Annotated in this window: 17 protein-coding genes; 7 read left to right on the forward strand and 10 right to left on the reverse strand. The window is 64.7% G+C overall.

Features of this window, described 5'->3' with window-relative positions:
• Positions 1 to 53: 53 nt before the first annotated feature.
• From L6637_RS06975 to L6637_RS07000, 6 genes are read right to left on the reverse strand one after another with little or no spacing between them, the layout of a single operon-like run.
• Positions 54 to 1,103, reverse strand: coding sequence for a LacI family DNA-binding transcriptional regulator (locus tag L6637_RS06975; protein ID WP_237859001.1), 1,050 nt, complete (start codon positions 1,101 to 1,103; stop codon positions 54 to 56).
• Positions 1,100 to 1,744 (reverse strand): ThuA domain-containing protein, encoded by a 645-nt coding sequence (locus tag L6637_RS06980; protein ID WP_237859003.1) that lies wholly within the window; start codon positions 1,742 to 1,744, stop codon positions 1,100 to 1,102. Before L6637_RS06980 ends, L6637_RS06975 begins: the two co-directional genes overlap by 4 nt.
• Before the next feature lie 10 nt (positions 1,745 to 1,754).
• Positions 1,755 to 2,852, reverse strand: coding sequence for a Gfo/Idh/MocA family protein (locus L6637_RS06985; protein ID WP_237869700.1), 1,098 nt, complete (start codon positions 2,850 to 2,852; stop codon positions 1,755 to 1,757).
• Between the two features lie 22 nt (positions 2,853 to 2,874).
• The gene (locus tag L6637_RS06990) at positions 2,875 to 3,723 is read right to left on the reverse strand and encodes a carbohydrate ABC transporter permease (RefSeq protein WP_237859005.1); all 849 of its coding nucleotides are present in this window, start codon (positions 3,721 to 3,723) and stop codon (positions 2,875 to 2,877) included.
• Entirely contained in the window at positions 3,716 to 4,645 is a 930-nt protein-coding gene (locus L6637_RS06995; RefSeq protein ID WP_249798035.1) for a carbohydrate ABC transporter permease, read from the reverse strand. The genes L6637_RS06990 and L6637_RS06995 overlap by 8 nt, the downstream gene beginning before the upstream one ends.
• 14 nt (positions 4,646 to 4,659) lie before the next feature.
• Complete coding sequence (locus tag L6637_RS07000) at positions 4,660 to 5,919, reverse strand: ABC transporter substrate-binding protein (RefSeq protein WP_237869701.1); 1,260 nt, start codon at positions 5,917 to 5,919, stop codon at positions 4,660 to 4,662.
• A gap of 164 nt (positions 5,920 to 6,083) precedes the next feature.
• Here L6637_RS07000 and L6637_RS07005 point away from each other — a divergent pair, with 164 nt between their 5' ends.
• Positions 6,084 to 6,842: an SDR family NAD(P)-dependent oxidoreductase gene (locus tag L6637_RS07005; RefSeq protein ID WP_237869702.1), complete on the forward strand. Its 759-nt coding sequence runs from the start codon at positions 6,084 to 6,086 to the stop codon at positions 6,840 to 6,842.
• Between the two features lie 39 nt (positions 6,843 to 6,881).
• On the opposite strand, the gene L6637_RS07010 is transcribed toward L6637_RS07005, so the two are convergent.
• Genes L6637_RS07010 through iolD form a run of 3 tightly spaced genes read right to left on the reverse strand, consistent with a single transcriptional unit; the run spans position 6,882 to position 10,456 of the window.
• Entirely contained in the window at positions 6,882 to 7,655 is a 774-nt protein-coding gene (locus L6637_RS07010) for an SDR family NAD(P)-dependent oxidoreductase (RefSeq protein ID WP_237869703.1), read from the reverse strand.
• 44 nt (positions 7,656 to 7,699) lie between these two features.
• Positions 7,700 to 8,599, reverse strand: coding sequence for a myo-inosose-2 dehydratase (gene iolE / locus L6637_RS07015; protein ID WP_237859010.1), 900 nt, complete (start codon positions 8,597 to 8,599; stop codon positions 7,700 to 7,702).
• A gap of 15 nt (positions 8,600 to 8,614) precedes the next feature.
• On the reverse strand, positions 8,615 to 10,456 hold the full coding sequence (gene iolD / locus L6637_RS07020; protein WP_237859011.1) for a 3D-(3,5/4)-trihydroxycyclohexane-1,2-dione acylhydrolase (decyclizing): 1,842 nt from the start codon (positions 10,454 to 10,456) through the stop codon (positions 8,615 to 8,617).
• 227 nt (positions 10,457 to 10,683) lie between these two features.
• On the opposite strand from iolD, the gene iolG reads away from it, so the two are divergent.
• The 6 genes from iolG (at position 10,684) to dinB (ending at position 18,007) form a co-directional block, all read left to right on the forward strand.
• On the forward strand, positions 10,684 to 11,676 hold the full coding sequence (iolG, locus tag L6637_RS07025; protein WP_237859013.1) for an inositol 2-dehydrogenase: 993 nt from the start codon (positions 10,684 to 10,686) through the stop codon (positions 11,674 to 11,676).
• Positions 11,677 to 11,678: 2 nt separating this feature from the next.
• Positions 11,679 to 12,461, forward strand: a complete 783-nt coding sequence (locus tag L6637_RS07030) for an inositol monophosphatase family protein (protein ID WP_237859015.1) — start codon at positions 11,679 to 11,681, stop codon at positions 12,459 to 12,461.
• Between the two features lie 93 nt (positions 12,462 to 12,554).
• Complete coding sequence (locus tag L6637_RS07035; protein WP_377802676.1) at positions 12,555 to 13,589, forward strand: ABC transporter substrate-binding protein; 1,035 nt, start codon at positions 12,555 to 12,557, stop codon at positions 13,587 to 13,589.
• A gap of 23 nt (positions 13,590 to 13,612) precedes the next feature.
• A complete protein-coding gene (locus L6637_RS07040; protein ID WP_237859017.1) occupies positions 13,613 to 15,793 on the forward strand; it encodes an ABC transporter permease in 2,181 nt (726 codons plus the stop codon).
• 8 nt (positions 15,794 to 15,801) lie between these two features.
• Complete coding sequence (locus tag L6637_RS07045; protein ID WP_237859019.1) at positions 15,802 to 16,848, forward strand: ABC transporter ATP-binding protein; 1,047 nt, start codon at positions 15,802 to 15,804, stop codon at positions 16,846 to 16,848.
• Between the two features lie 58 nt (positions 16,849 to 16,906).
• On the forward strand, positions 16,907 to 18,007 hold the full coding sequence (gene dinB / locus L6637_RS07050) for a DNA polymerase IV (protein WP_237869704.1): 1,101 nt from the start codon (positions 16,907 to 16,909) through the stop codon (positions 18,005 to 18,007).
• A 23-nt stretch (positions 18,008 to 18,030) separates the two neighbouring features.
• On the opposite strand, the gene L6637_RS07055 is transcribed toward dinB, so the two are convergent.
• Positions 18,031 to 20,190 (reverse strand): exonuclease domain-containing protein, encoded by a 2,160-nt coding sequence (locus L6637_RS07055; RefSeq protein ID WP_237869706.1) that lies wholly within the window; start codon positions 20,188 to 20,190, stop codon positions 18,031 to 18,033.
• Positions 20,191 to 20,220 lie beyond the last annotated feature (30 nt).

Below are 20,220 nucleotides of genomic sequence, written 5' to 3' on the forward strand. Positions count from 1 at the left end.
GCGCGTGTGCCGGCCTGAACAGCCCCGCGCACTTCCCCGACACCATCAGGCCGTTACGGCAGATTGTCGCGAAGGAAGATGTCGATCCGGATGCGCTCCTGATCGGGGCTGATCGGCTCTTCCATGCAATGCGCCAGCAGCACCCGCGCGGCGGAGCGCGCCTCGTGGCCGGGATCCTGGTTGATGATCGCATCGAGCGTGCCGCGCACCAGGAAGCGCCGCGTATGCTGGGTCAGCTCATGGGTGATCCAGACCACGTCACGCGCGCGGCCGGACGCCTCGAGTGCCTCGGCAATGCCGCGATTGCCGGCGCCGCAGCAGTAGATGCCGCGCAGGTCGGTATGGCGTTTCAGCAGCGCGGCGGTGAGCTCGCGCGTGCGCGCGCTGTCATCGCGGCCCTCGATGACCGGCAATGTCGCGAGGTTTGGATACTCGCTCGTCAATATCTGGTGGAAGCCGAACTGCCGCTCGGTGTGATCGCGCAGCGACAACGATCCCGCGATGACGGCAACCTTGCCCTCGCGGGCGGCAAGAAAGCGCCCCATCAGCGTTGCCGCGGTTCGGCCTGCGGCCGGATTGTCGATGCCGACATAGTGCAGACGGCGCGAGCTCGGCGCGTCCGACACGAGGGTCACTACGGCGACCCCGCGCGCGGTGAGTTCGTCGATCGCGTCGCGTACCTTCGGATGGTCGAGTGCGACCACGGCGACCCCCTGATAGACCGGCGACAAATCATCCAGCGCGCCGGCGAGGACATCAGGATCGAACACGTCGACGTGGAGGATGTCGATGAAGCCGCGCTGGCCGGCAAGCCAGTCGGCGGCGCGCTGGACCTGCTCGGACAAATTGGTCATGAAGCTGTTGCTGCCGGTCGGCAGCACGAAGGCGAAACGAAACGACTGTCCGCGGGCGAGGCGCGCAGCAGCGACGTCGGCACGATAGCCGAGTTTTGCCACCGCCGCCTCGACACGCGCGACGGTCTTGGCGCGCACGCCCTCCCGCCGGTTGACGACGCGATCGACGGTGGCGAGCGAAACCCCCGCGGCGCGCGCGACATCCTCGAGCGTGGCGCGAACCATGGGCTGGGTCGCGCCTTCAGTCATTCGCGCGCCGCCCACAGCATGCCGCGGGTCATCAACGTCCGGATCTCCGGCACGTCGAGCTCGTAGGCGCGATGACCGAGCGAGGAATAGAACACCCTGCCCACGCCATATTGCTTCTTCCAGACCACCGGCATCACCACGCCATCGATCCAGGATGCGTGCTCGCCGGTAAACGTCGTCGTCGCCAGCACCTCAATCGCGGGGTCGACATGCATGTAATACTGCTCGGAACGATGCTCGAAGCTCTTCAGGCCCTTCATGATGGGATCATCAGGCTTGGTCACGTCGACCTTGTAGTCGATGATGTTGCCGGGATGCGCGACCCATTGCCCGCCGCACATGAACTGGTAGTCGACGGAGTCACGGAACGCGTCGCACATGCCGCCATGATGACCGGCGAGCCCGACGCCGCTTCGCACCGCGGCGCAGAGATTGAGAGCGTCCGCCTTCTCGATCTTCGACATGGTGTAGATCGGGATGATCAGCGAGAGATCATGAATCCCGGGATCGCCGAATGCCTCGGTCGTCGTCTCGATCTGGACTTCGAAGCCTTCCGCCTTCAGCCAGCCGCGGATCATCGAGGCGCACAAATCCGGATCGTGTCCCGGCCAGCCGCCCCATACAATCAATGCCTTGCGCATGCTCATTCCCTCAGTCGATCTGTCCGGTTTCACGTCCGGCCGGCAGCATCGCCGGCCGCTCGACGCGGTTTTCGATCTTGACCCGCCGTCCCTCGTCCGCCGAGATCTGGAACGCCTCCATCACCTCGAGCACATGGAAGGCCAGCGCGCCGCTGGCGCGGTGCGGCCGGTTGTTCAGGATCGCGGAAGCCATGTCGGCGACGCCGATCGAGCGGAATTCGCCTTCGACATGACCGTGCGTCAACGGCATCGTCTCGAATTCGCCGCCGGTCTTGGCGACCTGCACTTCGCCGCCGAAGCGGTTCGGGTCGGGCACCAGCATGCTGCCCTTGTCGCCATAAATCTCGATCGGCGCGTGGCGGTGCTTCGGCACATCGAAGCTCATGGTGATCGAGACGACGGCCCCGCTCTCGAATTCGAGTGTGCCCGCGACGTGGGTCGCCACCTCGACCGGAATCAAGGCCCCGTTCATCGGCTGGCTGGTGACCAAACGCTCGGATCTCGGGCGCGCGGTCGAGCCCATCACACTGGCGACAGGCCCAAGCAGCTGCACGAGATCGGTGATGTAATACGGTCCCATGTCGAGCATCGGCCCGCCGCCGCGCAAATAGTAAAAGCCGGGCGCCGGATGCCAGCGCTCGTGGCCGGGGCAGCCGAAGAAGGCGCTGCCCGCCACGGGCGTGCCGATCGCGCCGTCGTCGATGAGCTTGCGCGCGGTCTGGTGCCCACCGCCGAGGAACGTGTCGGGCGCACAGCCGACGCGAAGGTTCTTCTGCGCGGCGAGATCCATCACCTTGCGGGCTTCCGCGACGTTGATGCCGAGCGGCTTCTCGGAATGGACGTGCTTGCCGGCGTTCAGCACCGCGAGGCTGACATCGGTATGGGCGAGCGGCACGGTGAGATTGACGACGATCTCGACGTCGTCGCGCTTGAGCAGCTGGTCGACCCGCATCGCCGGCAGGTTGAAGGCGGCCCCCTGGCGCTCCGCGACATCGCTCCGCATGTCGGCGAGCGCCCTCACCTCCATGACCGGAAAGCGCTGTGCTGCCTTGAGGTAAGCGGTGCTGATGACACCGCAGCCGATGATTCCGATGCCGACTTTTCTCATTTTTGTCTCCGTGAAGTCTTGTTCATCCCTTGACTGCGCCTGCCGTGAGGCCGGCGACGATATGCTTCTGCGCCAGCAGGAACAGAATGATCGTCGGCAGGATGGTGAGCGTGATGAAGGCGAGGATCAGGTGCCACTCGGACGAATATTCGCCCTGGTAAACCATGATGCCGAGCGGCCAGGGATAGAGCGCATCGGTGTTGAGCATTACCAGCGGCAGCAGGTAGGCGTTCCAGCTGTTGACGAAGGTGATGGTGCCGACGGTCGCCAGGATCGGCCGCGACAGCGGCAGCGTCACGTAACGAAAGAACTTGATGTAGCTGCAGCCATCGACCAGCGCGGCCTCCAGCAGTTCATAGGGAATGTCCTTGAAGAAGCGGCGCAGCAGCAGCACGCTCATGGCAAGGCTGAAGGCCACCTGCGGCAGCGCAACGCCGAAATAGGTATCGAGCAGGCCGAGATCGCGCACCTTGATGAACAGCGGCAGCACGGCGGTCGCCGCCGGAAACAACAGGCCGAGCGTCAGATAGCTCAGCAGCATCGACGAGCCGAAGAACCTGACGTGGGCGAAGGTGAACGCCGCCATCGAGGCGACGATCAGCGTCAATGTCACCGTGAGGGTCGAGATGATCAGCGAATTGCGCAGGAGCTGCCAGTAGCGCCCCGAGAACAGGATGTCCGCATAGTTCTGCCACTCCCAATGCTGCGGCAGGCCGAACGGATTGACGCGTAATTCGCCGAGCGATTTGAAGCCGCCGAGCAAGGTCGCAAGCAGCGGCACCAGCACGAAGATGGCAACGATCCCGAGAAATGCCGCCTTGAACAGCACGGCGGGGTCGAACGGGGCGCGGGCAGTCTCGGCACTATTCATCGCGCATGAACCATCGCTTGTAGGTGAAGGCAAAGGTCACGCAGATCGCGAACAGGATAACGCCGATGGCGCTGCCATAGCCGACCCGCATGCGCGAGATGCCGTTGTTGTAGAGGAAGCTGACCATGGTGTTCGAGGAATCCGCCGGCCCCCCGCGCGTCAGCGGCATCACGAGATCGAACAGCTGCAGCGAGCCGACGATGGCGAAGAACACCGAGAGCCGGATGGTCGGGTAGAGCAAGGGGATCACGACATGGCGCAAGGTTTGCGATCGCGTTGCGCCGTCGATCCGCGCCGCCTCGACCAGGGTCTTGTCGAGGCTCTGCAGCGCCGCGATGAACAGCATCATGTGGAAGCCGAAATACTTCCACACGATCACGATCAGCACCGCCAGCATCGCCGTGTCGGTCGAGGCCAACAGATGCGGCGGCTCGGCACCGAAGGTGCGCCAGATCGATGCGACAAGTCCGTAGTCGCCGTCGTAGACGAAGGAGAAGATCAACCCGGTCGCGATCTCCGCCAGAATGTAGGGCATGAAGAACAGCATGCGCAGCGCCACCGCGCCGCGAAACTTCTCGGCCAGCATCAGGGCCAATGTCAGCGCCAGCGGCAGCTGGACCGCGAGCGAGACTGCGATGATCAGCCCGTTGTTGCGCAGCGCGAGCCAGAACGCGCGCGTTTCCAAGACGAAGCGATAGTTATCGAAGCCGATCCAGTGGGTCGGCCTGCCGAAACCGTTCCAGTTGAAGCCCGAGTACCATGCCGCCTCGCCGATCGGCAGCACCACGAACAGCGTGAACAGCAGCAATGCCGGCGGCAGGAACAGGATCAGAACGGTGAAACGACTGTCCCAATGCGGGCCGCGGACCGCGGCCTGAGGAGCCGCCTCGCCGGCAACGCCGACCGGCGAGGTGATCGCCATCCGTCGCGCCACCGTCAGTTACCCTGCTTGAACGCCGCTTCGATCGCTTTCGCCGCGTCCTGCGGGCTCATGCTGCCGCCGGCAATCTCCGCCGAGACGTCGTTGACGACGCGGCCGACCGAGGGGCCGAGGCTCTGGTCATAGAAGTTCTGATGGTAGTTCGACTTTGCGAGATTGGACGCGATCAGCTTCATGAAAGAATTGTTGAGACCGGCGTCCGCACCCTGCACCACGGGGATGATGTAGCTGCCCGCGGCAAGTTTCGTCTGCACGTCCTTGGAGATGAAGTATTTGAGGAAATCGACCGCCTCCTTCGGCGAGTCCTTGGTGACCAGCCAGCCTGTGATGCCGCCGAGCGTGTCCGTCGGCGCGCCCTTGCCGCCGGGCACGACAGGGAAATCGAACCAACAGATCTTGTCCTCGCTCAATCCGACCTTGTCGGCGGCCAGCGCGCGCTGCAAATTATAGACCGAGCTAATTGCGAGCGACATCGCAGCCTTGCCATCGCCGAAATAGCCTACCGCCTGAGGGTTCTTGAAGCCGAGGAAGCCGTTCTGGAACGGCTGGAGATCAACGAGCTGCTTGAACAGCTCGCCGGATTTCTGGAAGGTTTCGCCGGCGAAGCCGCCATTCTCGCCGCGCAATGCAGCGTCGAAGGCTGCCTTGCCACCGATCCGCACCGCAAGGTGGGTCCAGTAGAAGTGCAGCGGCCATTTGTCGGCGCCGCCGACCACGATCGGCGTCACGCCGGCTGCCTTGAGTGTCTTCACCGCGGCGAGCAGATCGTCCCACGTCTTGATGGCAGCGGGATCGACCTTCGCCTTGGCCATCAGATCCTTGTTGCAGATGAAGCCGACCTGCGACAGCGAAATGGGCAGGCCATAGACGTGGCCATTGCTGGTGAAGGCGGCGAGCGCCGCGGGCGTGATGCTGTCGCTATAGCCCTTCACCTGGTCCGTGATGTCTTCAAGAACGCCGGCGTCGATCTGCGTCTTCAACACGCCACCGGCCCAGCTGTAGATGATGTTCGGCCGATCCTTGGATTGCAGGATGGTCGGCAGCTTGGCCTTGTAGGCCTCGTTCTCGAGGAACTGCATCTCGACCTTCACGCCGGGATGCGAGGCCTCATAGCTGCGCGCGACCTCCTCCCAGATCTTCACCTGGGCCGGATTGACCTCGATGTGGAGCCATTTCACGGTGGTGTCGGCTGCCGCGACATTTGCGCCTAGCAGGCATGCAGCGAAGGCGAATCTCAGCTTCCCGAGCAGTCTCATCACAACCTCCCAACGGCTTTTATTCTTTGGGCGCAATCCTGCCTTCAGTTTTTGAGGTACGCAACTAAAATTCTGACATATGGACCTCACGAGAGGAACGGCTAAGTTCCTGCGAAAGAATCGGGGCGGCCTTCGCCGCCCATAACAAACTGAAAGGTTCCCCCATGGCCGCCATCTATTCCGACCTCTCCGGCAAGGTTGTGCTCGTCACCGGAGGTGCCGCGGGAATTGGCGCTGCGATCGTGCGGCGCTTCGCGGAGCAGAAATCCAAGGTCGTGTTCTTTGACATCAAGGTCGAGGAGGGTCAGCGCCTGGCGCGCGAGCTGTCGGATCAAGGGCTGGCCGCGCATTTCCAGCGCGTCGACCTGACCGACATCCCGGCCCTGCGCGCCGGCGTCGAGGAGGCGCGCAAGGCACACGGCGCGATCAACATTTTGGTCAACAACGCCGCGCATGACGAGCGGCACAAGACCGAGGAGATGACGCCCGAATATTGGGACGACCGCATCGCGGTGAACCTGAAGCATCAGTTCTTCGCGTCGCAGGCGGTGTTGCCTGACATGAAGGCGGCCAACGCGGGCGCCATCATCAATTTCGGCTCGGTGTCATGGATCGCCGGACAAGGCGGCATGGCAGCCTACACCGCCAGCAAATCCGGCGTGATTGGGCTGACGCGCTCGCTGGCGCGCGACTACGGTCCCTACAACATCCGCGTGAACGCGATTGCACCGGGATGGATCATGACCGAGCGCCAACTCGAGAAATGGATGACGCCGGCCGGCGAGGCCGAACTGCAGCAGCGCCAGTGCCTGAAGCGCCGGCTGGTGCCTGACGAGGTCGCGAAATTCACCCTCTTCCTCGCCTCCGACGAAGCCTCTGCCTGCACCGCCCAGCACTACATCGTCGACGGCGGCTGGGTCTGAGACGCTTGCCGCGCCCTGCGCACTCCGGCGAAAAGGCCGCTAGGACCGGGGCAGCGCGACGCCAGTCAGCTCGCGCAGCCTGTCGACCAGAGCGTCCTGAAAGGCGGGGTCCATGGATTCGCAGGCCGGCTCCTGCTGCTGCATATGATGCCAGTAGCGGCCGCTGACGAGCGCCGCGGGATCGTCGCTGACGGCGAGCCAGGTTTGCGTCTTCTGCCCCGTCGCGATATCGACCGGGGCGCCAGAGCCGCCCATCCTTGTCCGCGCCCAGCCGGGATCGACCGCGTTGCTCAGGACCTGCGGCCAGCGTCGCGCCAACGCGAACGCGAGTGCGACGATTTGAAGCTTGCTCTCGGCGTAAGCGGTTGCCGAATCCCACGGCCTCTTCGCCCAGTCGAGGTCATTCAGCGACCGCTCTCCGCCGCGATGCAAGCCGCTGCTGAGATAGATCAATCTGGCGGGGCGCTCGATCAGCGCGGTCAACATATAAGGCGCAAGGGTGTTGATCGCGAATGTCGTCGCATGGCCTTCCGGAGTGGAGCCGCGACTCCGCTGTGCATAGACACCGGCGTTGTGGATGACCGCATCCATGCGCCCGATCGCGTTCACTTGATCCGCGACGCCCTTCGTCTCGGCGCCGCTCTGGAGATCGCCGATTGCAACGCCCTCGGCGCGCGAGGCGAGGTCCTCGAGCGCCGCAGCGCGATCGACTGAGCGCGCGTGCAGCACCACACGGTGGCCCTGATCAAGGAGCGATTGTGCCGCCGCGCGGCCAAGCCCGTCCGTGCTGCCGGTGATGAAAACCATGGCCATGTCGTGCCGCTCCGGACGTTTCAGAACTCAACAGCGTCCGCGTATCAGGCCAGCCCCGCCGCCGTCAGGCTCTGCTTCAGATGGGCAACACCCTTTTTGGCATAGGTCAGCGGGTGTGCCTTCTGCGGGTCCTGCTCCGCTTCGACGACGATCCAACCGGAATAGCCCTTGAGTTCGCGGAAGACGGCGGGGTAGTCGACCATGCCGTCGCCGGGCACGGTGTAGACACCGAGCGCGCTGCCCTGCCCCAGCACTGCATCGAGGAAGCTCCAATCCTCGCGCCGCGCCTGCTCCATCACCGCCCGGCGCACGTCCTTGGCGTGGACATGGCTGATGCGGGCGCGATATTTTCGAGCCAGCGCGGCCGGATCGGCACCGCCCCAGGTGGCATGGCCGGTGTCGAGCAGGAGATGTGCGGCCTCGCCCGTCGACGCCATGAAGGCATCGATATCATCGGCGCTTTCGACGATGGTGCCAATGTGATGATGGTAGACCAGCCTGACGCCTTCGGCGAGCGTACGCTCCGCGACTTCAGTGATGCGGCGACCGAACTCCGCCCAGTCGCCTGCCTTCATCACCGGCCGCTGCGATAACGGCTTGCTGCGATCGCCATGGATCGCATTCGAGGTCTCGGCGAAAACGAGGACTGATGATCCCATCGCCTTCAGGAGATCGAGATGCGGGCGCAGATGCCGCATCTCCTCGTCGGCATCGCGCCTCAGGAGTTCAGCCGAATACCAGCCGGAGATGCAGGCCATCCCGAAAGGCGCGAGCGCAGCCTTCAGGGCCTGCGGCTCGCGCGGAAATTTGTGGCCGAGCTCCATGCCCACAAAGCCCGCCTCGCGTGCCTCGGCGAGGCACGTTTCGAGCGGTGTGTCGCCGCCAATCTCCTGGAGATCGTCGTTCGACCAGCCGATGGGGTTGGCGCCGATACGGATTGGCATGTCGTCCTCACTCGATCAGATATTGCGACGCGCGAGCGCCTCGATGTAGCCGCGCCTTGCGGCCTCGACTTCGGTGCGCTCCGAGACCTCCGGCACCGCCACCTCCCACCAATGGCCACCGGCATCGGTCGAGCGCAGCGGGTCGGTGTCGATCACGACGACGCTGGTCCGATCGTGACCTCGCGCCTCCTCGAACGCCGCCTCCAGCTCGGCGATGCCAGCGACCTTGCGCGCGATCGCCCCCATCGAAGCGGCATGGGCCGCGAAGTCGATCTCGGGCAAGGTCTCGTGGCGAGCATCGCGCAAGAGGTTGTTGAAAGGGGCACCACCGGTGGCGTTCTGGAGCCGGTTGATGCAGCCGAAGCCGCGGTTGTCGAGCACCACGATGATGAGTTTCGCACCCAACATCACCGACGTGGCGATCTCGGAATTCATCATCAGGTAGGATCCGTCGCCGACCATCACGATGACTTCGCGCTTGGGATCAGCGAGCTTGACGCCGAGCCCGCCGGCGATCTCGTAGCCCATGCAGGAATAGCCGTATTCCATGTGGTAGCCGCCGGCTGCGCCCGGCTGCCAGAGCTTGTGCAGCTCGCCGGGCAAGCCGCCGGCGGCGCAAAGCACGATATCGCTTGGCCGGCTGCGGCGCTGAACGGCGCCGATGACCTGGGCATCGCTTGGCAAGGCTTCGTTGCCCGACGCGGTGTAGCGTGCGGCCGCTTCCAGCCAGGCCGTGCGGCCAGCCTTGGCCTGCCCGCTCCAGACGGCAGGCGCCGTCCAACCCTGAAGGGCGGCGCCGAGCTCCGCTAGTCCGACCTTGGCGTCGGCCACGAGCGGCTGCGCACGATGCTTGCCGGCATCAAAGCTCTGCGTATTGAGGCCGACGATCCTGCAGGCGGGATCCGCGAACAGCGAGCGCGAGCCGGTGGTGAAATCCTGCAAGCGGGTGCCGATCGCGAGCACGACATCGGCCTGTCGCGCCGCATCGTTGGCCGCGCCCGTGCCGGTGACGCCGATCGCGCCGAGGTTAAGCGGATGATCATGAGGCAGCGCGCTCTTGCCGGCCTGCGTTTCCGCCGCCGGAATGCCGTGCGCCATGCAGAAGGCGGCGAGATCAGCTTCCGCCTCGCTGTAGAGCACGCCGCCACCGGCGACGACGAGCGGGCGCTTCGCGGCCTTGAGCAGCGCTGTGGCTTGCGCCATTTGCGCCTCGTCGGGCCGCGCCCGTCGGGGCTGCCAAACGCGCTCGGCGAAGAACCATTCGGGATAGTCGAAGGCCTCCGTCTGCACGTCCTGGCAGAGCGAGAGCGTCACGGGTCCGCATTCGGCCGCGTCGGTCAAAACCTGCATCGCCCGCTCGAAGGCGGGCATGATCTGTTCAGGCCTTGTGATGCGGTCGAAATAGCGCGAGACGGGCCGGAAGCAATCATTGGCGGAGACAGTGCCGTCACCGAAATCCTCGATCTGCTGCAACACCGGATCGGGACGGCGTCCGGCGAAGACGTCACCCGGTAGCAGCAGCACCGGCAGGCGATTGACGTGAGCAACGGCTGCGGCCGTCACCATATTGGTCGCACCGGGGCCGATCGAGCTCGTCACCGCCATCATGCGCCGGCGACGCGAGGTCTTCGCGAAAGCGATCGCGGCATGCGCCATCGCCTGCTCATTATGCGCGCGCAAGGTTGGCAGGCGGTCACGCGCGGCATACAGCGCCTCGCCGAGGCCTGCGACGTTGCCATGCCCGAAGATCGCCCAGACACCGGCGAACAGCGGCTGGGTCTTCCCGTCGATGACAGTCCTTTGCGCGGCCATCGCGGCGACGAGCGCCTGCGCCATCGTGAGCCTGATCGTCGCCATCACTCGCTCCCGCTGAACCGCCCGGCGCAGACCGGCCTGTCAAGATGTTCCATCATTGCGCTGACCGTGCGCGCATGCTCGCGCAACTGTGTCGCGAATGTGTCGTCGCTCGATCCGATACGATATTGCGAGGCGGTTGATGACATCGAGAAGTGCAGGCTCCGACCTTGACTGGGCGGCGCAGAGAATGGAATGCTTATTCGAATAGTCAAGCAGTGATGATGACAATGCGGTTTGGACTTCTTGGCGCCGGCAGGATCGGGCGCATTCACGGTCTCAATGTTGCGGCGCGCGGCGATGCGCGGCTCGTCGCGGTGGCCGACGCCTCGAGCGAGGCCGCGGCCTCGCTGGCGCAGGCGACAGGCGCGAAGGTGGCCGATGCGGATGCGATCATCGGCGATGCCGGCATCGACGCCATCCTGATCTGCACGCCGACCGACACGCACGCCGACCTGATCGAGGCCGCCGTCTCGGCCGGCAAGGCGGTGTTCTGCGAGAAGCCGGTCGATCTCGATTCGGACCGCATTCGCCGCTGCCTGGCCGCGGTCGAGAGGTCGGGCAAGGCTCTGATGATCGGCTTCAACCGCCGCTTCGATCCGAATTTTGCGGCGCTGGAGAAGCGGCTGCGCGGCGGCGAGGCCGGCGAGATCGAGATCGTCAGCGTCATCTCGCGCGATCCCGGACCGCCGCCGGTCGATTATGTGAAGCGCTCGGGCGGCCTGTTCCGCGACATGATGATCCATGATTTCGACCTGGCGCGCTTCCTGCTGGCGGAGGAGCCGGTCGAAATCTTCGCACTCGGCTCGGCGCTGGTGGACAAGGCCATCGGCGAAGCCGGCGATGTCGACACCGCCGCCGTGCTGATGAAGACGGCGAGCGGGCGCATCGCGCAGATCTCGAATTCGCGCCGCGCCACTTACGGCTACGATCAGCGCATCGAGGTGCACGGCTCGAAGGGCATGCTGAGGGCCGGCAACATCCACGAAACGACCGTCGAGATCGCGACCGGCCAGGGCTTCCGTGCCGACCCGGTGCAGAACTTCTTCCTCGAACGCTATGCCGCCGCCTATCGTGCCGAGCTCGCGGCCTTCATCGATGCCTGCACCGGCAAGGCGGCGCCCTCTCCGACCGGTCTCGACGGGCTCCGCGCCCAGATGCTCGCCGACGCGGCGACCGAGTCGGCGCGCACCGGCCGCCCTGTCACCATCAAGTCCGCCTGACCATGACGCCAGCCGAACTCATGCTGCGCCGCTATGCGGCCCAGGGCCTCGCCGCCGAGGCGGGACGCATCGCGCTCGACTATTTCGGCCGCAGGGAAAGCCTCGGCGTCACGATGAAGGGCACGCAGGACTGGCTCACCGTCGCCGACGGCGCGGTGGAGGATTTTCTGCGTGCGCGGCTGTCGGCGCTTTTCCCTGGTGACACTGTCATCGGCGAGGAAGGCGGCGGTGAGGCCAGCGATGCGGTCTGGATCCTCGATCCGATCGACGGCACTGCGAACTTCGCCCATGGCGATCGCAACTGGTGCATCTCCATCGGCTTCCTGCTCGACCGCCAGCCGACGATCGGCATCGTCAGCGCGCCCTCACTGGGCGAGCTCTATGTCGCGCAGCGCGACGAGGGCGCGACGCTGAACGGGCAGCACATTGTCGTCTCTGGTGCCGACGACATCAGCCGCGCCTGTATCGAACTGGGCTGGTCGCCCCGTATTCCCTCGCAGCGCTATCTCGACATGATCAGCCGCGGTTATGCCGCCGGCTGCTCCATCAAGCGCGCGGGCTCCGGCACTTTGGGCCTCTGCAATGTCGCCAACGGGCGCACCGAGGGCTACGCCGAACTGCACATCAACGCCTGGGACGTTGCAGCCGGCATTGTGATTGTTAGCGAAGCCGGCGGCTGGGTCAGCGACTTCTTCGCGGGCGACGGCATCAGCAAGGGCAACCCGATCCTGTGCTGCGTACCGGCGCTGGCATCGCAGCTCAGCGACATCACCGGGATTACCTAGTCGACTTAATAGTTGTTGCTTTGGAGCTGAAGAGACGCCACCGTCACAGCCAATTACAGAGAACATCAAGTTCTCGTTCTGGGGAGGTGGACCATGGTTTCGAGATCCCTGACTGTCAGGGCGCTGTTCGGTGCCGGTATCCTGATCGCGGGCGCGGCGCCGGCGTCGGCCGAGGGCTCGCTCGTCATGTATTGCGGCGTGCAGGAAGAATGGTGCCGCGCGATGTCCACCACTTTCGAGAAAGAGACCGGCATCAAGGTTTCGATGACGCGGAAATCCGCCGGCGAGACCTATGCGCAGCTCAGGGCGGAGGCCTCGAACCCGCGCGGCGACATCTGGTGGGGCGGCACCGGCGATCCACATCTTCAGGCGGCCGACGAGGGGCTGACGCTCGAATACGAATCTCCCGCCAACAAGGATTTGCACGACTGGGCGCTGAACCAGTGGAAAGCGGCGAAGCAGCGCTCGATCGGCATCTATGCCGGCGCGCTCGGCTTCGGCTACAACACCGAGCAGATCAAGGCCAAGGGTATCCCGGAGCCGAAATGCTGGGCCGACCTGCTCAACCCCAAGCTCAGGGATGACGTGCAGGTCGCCGACCCGAATTCGTCCGGCACCGCCTATACCCTGCTTGCCACGGTCGTGCAGCTGATGGGCGAGGACAAGGGCTTCGATTATCTCAAGGCCCTGCACAAGAATGTCAGCCAGTACACCAAATCAGGCGCAGCACCAGCCAAGGCAGCGAGCCTCGGCGAGACCGCCGTCGGCATCGTCTTCATCCACGATGCCGTCGTCTTCGCGGTTCAAGGCGATCCGATCAAGCCGGTCGCGCCGTGCGAGGGCACAGGCTACGAGATCGGCTCGATGTCGATCATCAAGGGCGCACGCAATCTGGAGAACGCCAAGAAGTTCTACGATTGGGCGCTGAGCCCCGCCGCACAGGCCCTCGCCGCCCCCGCGAAGTCGTATCAGGTGCCATCCAACAAGAACGCGACGGTGCCGCCGCAGGCGCCGAAGATGAGCGAGATGAAGCTGATCAACTACGACTTCGTCAAATACGGCTCGTCGGCCGAGCGAACGCGGCTGCTGACAAAGTGGGACAAGGAGGTCAAGGCGCTGCCGAAATAGCAGCAAGGCTGCGGAGATATCGGATGCGCCCTTCGACACGGCTTGCCCTGCTGCTCGGCTGGTTGGGCTACATGCTCGTGCCCTGGTACCTGCCGGAAGGTTGGGACCTTGCTGGCTATCCGTTCGGGCGGGCCGGCACCGCGCTGGTGCTTGCGACATCAGGCGCAGCGCCTTGGCTCTGGCCGATCGGCATCGCACTCCTCGCGCCGACGTTCCTCGCCGTCCGCGCCGAGTCCAGCCTTAGCAGCCCGGCGTTGATCGTCGCCGGGCTGTTCGGCCTGGTCGCGTTCTTCGCACAAGGCTTTGCGGTGACGCTGCCTGGCCAGGGCATTCCCTGGCTCGCCGCGCTGCTGGGCGGCGCAGGTGCCGCGCAACCGGGCATGGGTTTCGGCGCGCTGCTGACCCTGTTCTCGCTTCTCCTGCTGCTCTGCCACGGCCTCGCCTATCGCGGGTTCTGTCGGGGCGATCTCTTCACCACGTCCACCATCGGCGTCGTGGTGCTGCTGATCGGCCTCTTCATCTTCCTGCCGGTGGCGACGATCCTGCGCAGCGCGCTGGTCGATGCCACCGGCGGCTGGGCGCTGGGCGAATTCGCGGACCGCCTGCTGTCCTCGACGATCTGGGGCCTCGGCTGCGTCGGCGGCGGCATCGCCTGCGGCGTCGCCTGGAATACGCTGATCCTCGGCGTGCTGACCGGCCTCATCACCACGCTGCTGGGCCTCGCTTGCGCGCTGCTGGTGTTGCGCACGGCGATGCCGGGCAAGCGGCTGATGCGCGCGATGACGGTGCTGCCGATCATCACGCCGCCCTTCGTCATCGGCCTTGCGCTCATCCTGCTGTTCGGCCGTGCCGGCGTCGTCACCGGCTTGATGTCCGACTGGTTCGGCATCCCACGCTCGCGCTGGATCTACGGTCTGCCGGGCGTGCTGTTGGCGCAGGTACTGGCCTTCGCGCCGATCGCCTTCCTCGTGCTGATGGGTATGGTCCAGGGCATCGCACCGAGCCTCGAAGAGGCGTCCCAGACGCTTGGTGCCAGGCATTGGCAGACGTTCCGCTCCGTGACATGGCCGCTGCTGCGACCGGGGCTCGCCAACGCCTTTCTGCTCGGCTTTGTCGAGAGCCTGGCCGATTTCGGCAACCCGCTCGTGCTCGGCGGCAATTTCGAGGTGCTCTCGACCAAGATCTTCTTCGCCGTGGTCGGTGCCGCACACAATCAGGGTCTGGCGGCCGTGCTCGCGATCGTGCTGCTCGTCTTCACGCTCGGCGCGTTCTGGCTGCAGCAGAGCTGGCTCGGCGGCAAGAGCTACACCACGGTCTCCGGCAAAGGCGACGCCGGCATTCCGGCGAAGCTGCCGACCTCCGTCACCGTGCTCTCCGCCGCGGTCATCATACCCTGGGTCGTGCTGACGGCGGTGATCTACGCGGTGATCCTGATCGGCGGCTTCGTCAAGACGATGGGCCGCGACCATACGCCGACGCTGGAGCATTACCGCACCGGCTTCGCCGTCGATTTCAGCCACGGCCTGTTCTTCGAGGGCGCAGCGTGGCCCTCTTTGTTCACGACACTGAAGGTCGCCGCGATCTCCGCACCTCTGACGGCGCTGATCGGCCTGCTCACCGCCTATCTGCTCACGCGGCAACGCTTCGTCGGCCGGCAGCTGCTCGAGTTCACGACCATGCTGAGCTTCGCCATTCCCGGCACCGTGCTCGGGGTCGCCTACATCCTAGCCTTCAACGTACCACCGATCGAGATCACCGGGACCGGCCTCATCCTCGTGCTCGCCTTCGTCTTCCGCAACATGCCAGTCGGCATACGCTCGGGCATAGCGGGACTGGCCCAGATCGACAAGAGCCTCGACGAGGCCTCGACGACCCTGCGGGCGCGCAGCTTCACGACGCTGCGCCGTGTGGTGCTGCCGTTGCTCAAGCCCGCGCTCGCCGCGGCGCTGATCTACAGCTTCGTGCGCAGCATCACCTCGGTCAGCGCCGTGATCTTTCTCGTGTCGGCCGAGTACAACCTCTCCACCGCCTACATCGTCGGACGGGTCGAGGCCGGCGAGTTTGGCCTCGCCATCGCCTATTCCTCGGTGCTGATCGTCGTCATGGCAGCAGGCATCGCGCTCATCCAATTCGGCGTCGGCGAGCGCAAGCTCGGCCGCAGGCCCGTCGCGCTCGCGACCTCGGCCGCCGAGCCCGCCAAATAGGATCTCCCATGCTCAAATCAGGTCCCGCCTCCGTCGAGTTCAGACATGTCAGCATGCGCTACGGCAATGTGACGGCGGTGGACGATGTCAGCTTCACGATTCACGCCGGCGAGCTCGTGACGTTGCTCGGCCCCTCCGGTTGCGGCAAGACGACGACCTTGCGCATGATCGCCGGACTCGAGATCGCGAGCGAAGGGCAGATCCTGATCGGCGGCAAGGATGTGACGCGGCTCTCGGCGGCGGATCGCGACGTCAGCATGGTGTTCCAGTCCTACGCGCTGTTCCCGCACATGAATGTGCTGGAGAACGCGGCGTATGGGCCGACGGTGAAGGGGCTGGGCAAGGCGCGGGCCGAGGCGATGGCGCAGGAGAAGCTCGCCCTGGTCGGGCTGAAAGGCTTCGAGAAGCGCTATCCGGCCGAGCTGTCCGGCGGTCAGCAGCAGCGCGTTGCCGTGGCACGCGCCCTCGTGCTGGAGCCGCAGGTGCTGCTGTTCGACGAGCCGCTGTCCAATCTCGACGCCAAGCTCAGGCGCCGGGTGCGGCAGGAGATCCGCGAACTCCAGCAGTCGCTGAAGCTCACCGTCGCCTATGTCACGCATGACCAGGAGGAGGCCCTTGCGGTCTCCGACCGCATCATCGTGATGTCGAATGCGAAGATCGCGCAGCAGGGTTCGCCGCGCGAGCTTTATGAGGCCCCTGCGAACGGCTTCGTTGCCGATTTCATCGGCGATGCCAATCTCGTGGAAGTGATGATCGAAGCGGTGCATGACGGGCAGGCACAGGTCATGCTGGGGCCTCTCCGCCTGACGCTTCCGGCGCGCGGCCTCACGCCTGGGCCGGCAAAAGCCGCCATCCGGCCCCACGGCATCATGCTCGGCGATGACCTCGCCGGAACCGTCAGAAAATCCTCCTACCTCGGCGATCACGTCGAGATGATCGTCTCGACGCCGATCGGCGAGCTTTTTGTCGTCAGCCGGCAAACCGATGAGATTCCGGCTGAAGGTGCCGCGATCAGGCTGTCATTCGCCCAACAATATATTGCTCTCGTTCGGTGACGGTCTCGTATCCGCATACTCCCTCGCGATTCCTGCGGGCCGATTGTATCATCGAGGCATGAGCGAGTCCGATGCCGTGGACGGCGACGCGCCGCGCGTTCGCAAGATCATCCATATCGACATGGATGCCTTCTACGCATCCGTGGAACAGCGCGACAATCCCGACCTGCGCGGCAAGCCCGTTGCTGTCGGTGGTTCGGCCGAGCGCGGCGTGGTCGCGGCGGCGAGCTATGAGGCGCGCAAATTCGGCGTTCGGTCCGCGATGGCGTCTGTGACCGCGAAGCGGCAATGTCCCGACCTGATTTTCGTGAAGCCCCGCTTTGAGGTCTACAAGGCGATCAGCCGGCAGATCCGCGAGATTTTTGCCGAGCACACCGAGATCATCGAGCCCCTGTCCCTCGACGAGGCCTATCTCGACGTGACGGAAAACCTGCAAGGCATCCCGCTTGCCCGTGATGTCGCGCTGCGGATCCGTGAGAAGATCAAGGCCGAGACCGGCCTCAATGCGTCGGCGGGCATTTCCTACAACAAGTTCCTAGCAAAGCTCGCTTCCGATCACCGCAAGCCGAACGGCCAGTTCGTGATCTCGCCCGAGATGGGGGCCGCCTTCGTGGAGACGCTGCCCGTCGGCAAGTTCCACGGGATCGGACCGGCAACGAGTGCAAAGATGAATGCGCTCGGCCTGTTCACCGGTCTCGACATCCGCAACCAGACGCTCGAGTTCATGAACGTGAATTTCGGCAAGTCGGGCGCCTATTATTACTGGATCTCGCGCGGCGTCGACGAAAGGCCGGTGCGGGCCAACCGGATCCGCAAGTCGATCGGCGCCGAGACCACGTTCTCGACCGACCTTTCCGATTTCGAGGCGCTGGCCGTCGAGCTGCGCCCGCTCGTCGACAAGGTCTGGCGCCATTGCGAGACATCAGGCAGCCGGGGCCGCACCGTGACCTTGAAGATCAAGTTTGCCGACTTCGAGATCATCACGCGGAGCAGGTCCGTGGCCACACCGGTCGCAGGCCGGGACGAGCTCGTTCGCTTCGCCTGCGGCCTGCTCGAGCTCGAGATGCCCCTGCCCAAACGGGTCAGGCTTCTGGGCGTCTCGCTGTCATCGCTCCAGGTCGGAGACGATGCGGAGCCGCAACTCACTTTCGAAATTTGATCCAGTCGCCAGGATTCGAAGGATTACGCCGCGATCTCTTCCGCCCTGCTCTCGAGCTCGTCGCGCTTCGCGTTGATCAAATTGAGGAGATGCGCGGCGGCGCGGGCGTCGCACAGGGCGCGGTGGTGGTCCTTCAGCTCGATATTGTAGGCCCGGGTGAGCTTGCCGAGCCCGTAAGACTTGTGACCTGGGTAATGCCGGCGCATGCTCGCGCAGGTGCAGAGTTTTGGAAAGCGGAAACGGCGTTCGAGGCGCTCGTATTCCGCAGTGATGAAGCCGTAATCGAAATTGACGTTGTGGGCGACGAAAACGCCGTCACCCATGAACTGCATCAAACTATCAGCGACCTCCGCGAACAACGGCGCGTTGCGCACCATCTCGTTGGTGATGCCGGTCAACGCGACGATCTTGGCGGGGATCGACCGCTGCGGGTTGATCAGCGAATGCCACTCCGCCACGACCTCGTGGTTGCGGATCTTGACGGCGCCAATCTCGGTGATGCGATCCCCGCCGGTCCAGCCGCCGGTGGTCTCGATGTCCACGACGACATAGTCCTGGTCCGGATCGAAGCGGAAATCGGCGCGGCCGATCTCCGCTGGAATGCCGGCGTTGCCGAGCTGGCGAAGCCGCGTCAGCTGGTTGCGCCTGATGACGTCGCCCTCGGCCTTCACTTCCATGAACGAGACGGCGCCATCGGCCACAAGCATGAGATCGGGGAAGCCGTCGCGCATCGCGCGATAGTCCTCGCACATCAGGCGGAGGATCGTGGCGAGACCATCGGCGCTTGCGCCCGCAAGCAGCGCGCGGAGCGCATCGATATCGACATGGTCCCATGCGAACACGCCGTTCGGCTTGCCCCATTTCGCGGCAACGATCCGCAGGATCTGGGGCAGCGCGGAGCTGGAGGCGACGGCCGCCAGCTTCGTCTCGATCTGGGACGAGAACATCTGCGCAAAGGTTCTGTCCTTCAGGCAATGCGGTATCCAGTCGAAGCCGCTGTGCAGCTGTCCGGATTCGAACAGCTCGTCCCAGAACAGCAATCCGAACAGGCAGTGCCAGAGCGTGTTTTCGGCGTGGAAGACCTCAAGGCCCTGCCGGCGCAGAACGCCCGCGATCCCGGCCTCCGGGCTGCCGCGCCAGGTATCGTCGACCCGAAGCGTTCGTCCGGCCCGCAGCAGCTCGGTGCATAATCCCGTCCGGCGCCCGTCGAACTTCCGGGCATAAAAGTCGCTCGCGAAGACGAACTCGTCGTCGCTGGCGGGATCGTCGATCATACGCCGCAGCAGTTCCTCGGCGGCGTCCTTGTCGCCTTCGGCATAGAGAAGCCGTGCGAGCCGTTCGCGGCATTCCGCCGAGGAGCCGGCGCCATAGAGCTCCACCGCGAGTGCGGCTTCGCCCTTCTTCTCGAAGTGCAGACCCGCTTTGTGGGCCGCGCGGCTGCGCAGATCGATGGCGTAATCCGTCGGGCAGACAGGACCGCCGAGAATGTCGGCAACGGACCTGCGATACACCTCGTCAGATTTGGCCTCGAGGTGGCGCAGCAGGCGCGCGTAGTGGAAGCAGGCCCTCGCCTCGTCCGCATCGGCAAACCGGGCGCTGAAATCCGCCTGGTCGTTGGTGCGCAGGATGCCGAGATCGCGCAGCGCGAAATTCTTGAGGTTGTTCTCGGTCTTGCCGAAATAAAGATAGAGCAGGAACTCCAGCGGCTCGGTGTCGCCGAGCGCGATGAAGGCATCACCACCGCAAAGCCGGAAGGCCGTGCCGAACGACAGATTGGCGAGATAGTACTCCGATAGCTTGGCCTTGGGCCACGACGCCCTGACATCGCTCATGCCGGCTGCCTTGGCGCCGTCGAACAGGTCAGGCTTTGCAAGGCACGCCAGGAACGCAGCGTAGTCCTGTTCGGTCAGGCCTCGAACGTAGCCGGCGATGCCAAGCTCCCCCAGCGCACCGACAAGGTCAGCGATCTCAGCGTATTTGAACGTGGAGGGATTGAAGACAGTGCCGTTCCGGTTGACCATCCGGATGAACAGGCACTGGGCGTCCTTCGACACCGACGAGAAGCGAGCGACAAAACCATGATGCCTCTCGGCCAGCACCGGACCGTAGGTCTCGCAAACGAAGCTCAGCATCTCCGTGAAGTGGTCGTGATAATAGTAGACCGGCAGGACAGGCAGCGTCATCCGCGCGTCGCCCTCGGCGCGGCGTAGCGC

The sequence above is a fragment of the Bradyrhizobium zhengyangense genome, assembly GCF_022012435.1.
Taxonomy (GTDB): domain Bacteria; phylum Pseudomonadota; class Alphaproteobacteria; order Rhizobiales; family Xanthobacteraceae; genus Bradyrhizobium; species Bradyrhizobium zhengyangense.

What these genes read in the sequence shown, in the direction of transcription:
- L6637_RS07040 (WP_237859017.1), top strand. Translation starts at nt 13,613, where the DNA reads ATGCGCCCTTCGACACGGCTTGCCCTGCTGCTCGGCTGGTTGGGCTAC.
- dinB (WP_237869704.1), top strand. Translation starts at nt 16,907, where the DNA reads ATGAGCGAGTCCGATGCCGTGGACGGCGACGCGCCGCGCGTTCGCAAG.
- L6637_RS07045 (WP_237859019.1), top strand. Translation starts at nt 15,802, where the DNA reads ATGCTCAAATCAGGTCCCGCCTCCGTCGAGTTCAGACATGTCAGCATG.
- L6637_RS06975 (WP_237859001.1), bottom strand. Translation starts at nt 1,103, where the DNA reads ATGACTGAAGGCGCGACCCAGCCCATGGTTCGCGCCACGCTCGAGGAT.
- L6637_RS06985 (WP_237869700.1), bottom strand. Translation starts at nt 2,852, where the DNA reads ATGAGAAAAGTCGGCATCGGAATCATCGGCTGCGGTGTCATCAGCACC.
- L6637_RS07055 (WP_237869706.1), bottom strand. Translation starts at nt 20,190, where the DNA reads ATGACGCTGCCTGTCCTGCCGGTCTACTATTATCACGACCACTTCACG.
- iolE (WP_237859010.1), bottom strand. Translation starts at nt 8,599, where the DNA reads ATGCCAATCCGTATCGGCGCCAACCCCATCGGCTGGTCGAACGACGAT.
- L6637_RS07035 (WP_377802676.1), top strand. Translation starts at nt 12,555, where the DNA reads ATGGTTTCGAGATCCCTGACTGTCAGGGCGCTGTTCGGTGCCGGTATC.
- L6637_RS07030 (WP_237859015.1), top strand. Translation starts at nt 11,679, where the DNA reads ATGACGCCAGCCGAACTCATGCTGCGCCGCTATGCGGCCCAGGGCCTC.
- L6637_RS07000 (WP_237869701.1), bottom strand. Translation starts at nt 5,919, where the DNA reads ATGAGACTGCTCGGGAAGCTGAGATTCGCCTTCGCTGCATGCCTGCTA.
- iolD (WP_237859011.1), bottom strand. Translation starts at nt 10,456, where the DNA reads ATGGCGACGATCAGGCTCACGATGGCGCAGGCGCTCGTCGCCGCGATG.
- L6637_RS06995 (WP_249798035.1), bottom strand. Translation starts at nt 4,645, where the DNA reads ATGGCGATCACCTCGCCGGTCGGCGTTGCCGGCGAGGCGGCTCCTCAG.
- L6637_RS07005 (WP_237869702.1), top strand. Translation starts at nt 6,084, where the DNA reads ATGGCCGCCATCTATTCCGACCTCTCCGGCAAGGTTGTGCTCGTCACC.
- L6637_RS07010 (WP_237869703.1), bottom strand. Translation starts at nt 7,655, where the DNA reads ATGGCCATGGTTTTCATCACCGGCAGCACGGACGGGCTTGGCCGCGCG.
- L6637_RS06990 (WP_237859005.1), bottom strand. Translation starts at nt 3,723, where the DNA reads ATGAATAGTGCCGAGACTGCCCGCGCCCCGTTCGACCCCGCCGTGCTG.
- iolG (WP_237859013.1), top strand. Translation starts at nt 10,684, where the DNA reads ATGCGGTTTGGACTTCTTGGCGCCGGCAGGATCGGGCGCATTCACGGT.
- L6637_RS06980 (WP_237859003.1), bottom strand. Translation starts at nt 1,744, where the DNA reads ATGCGCAAGGCATTGATTGTATGGGGCGGCTGGCCGGGACACGATCCG.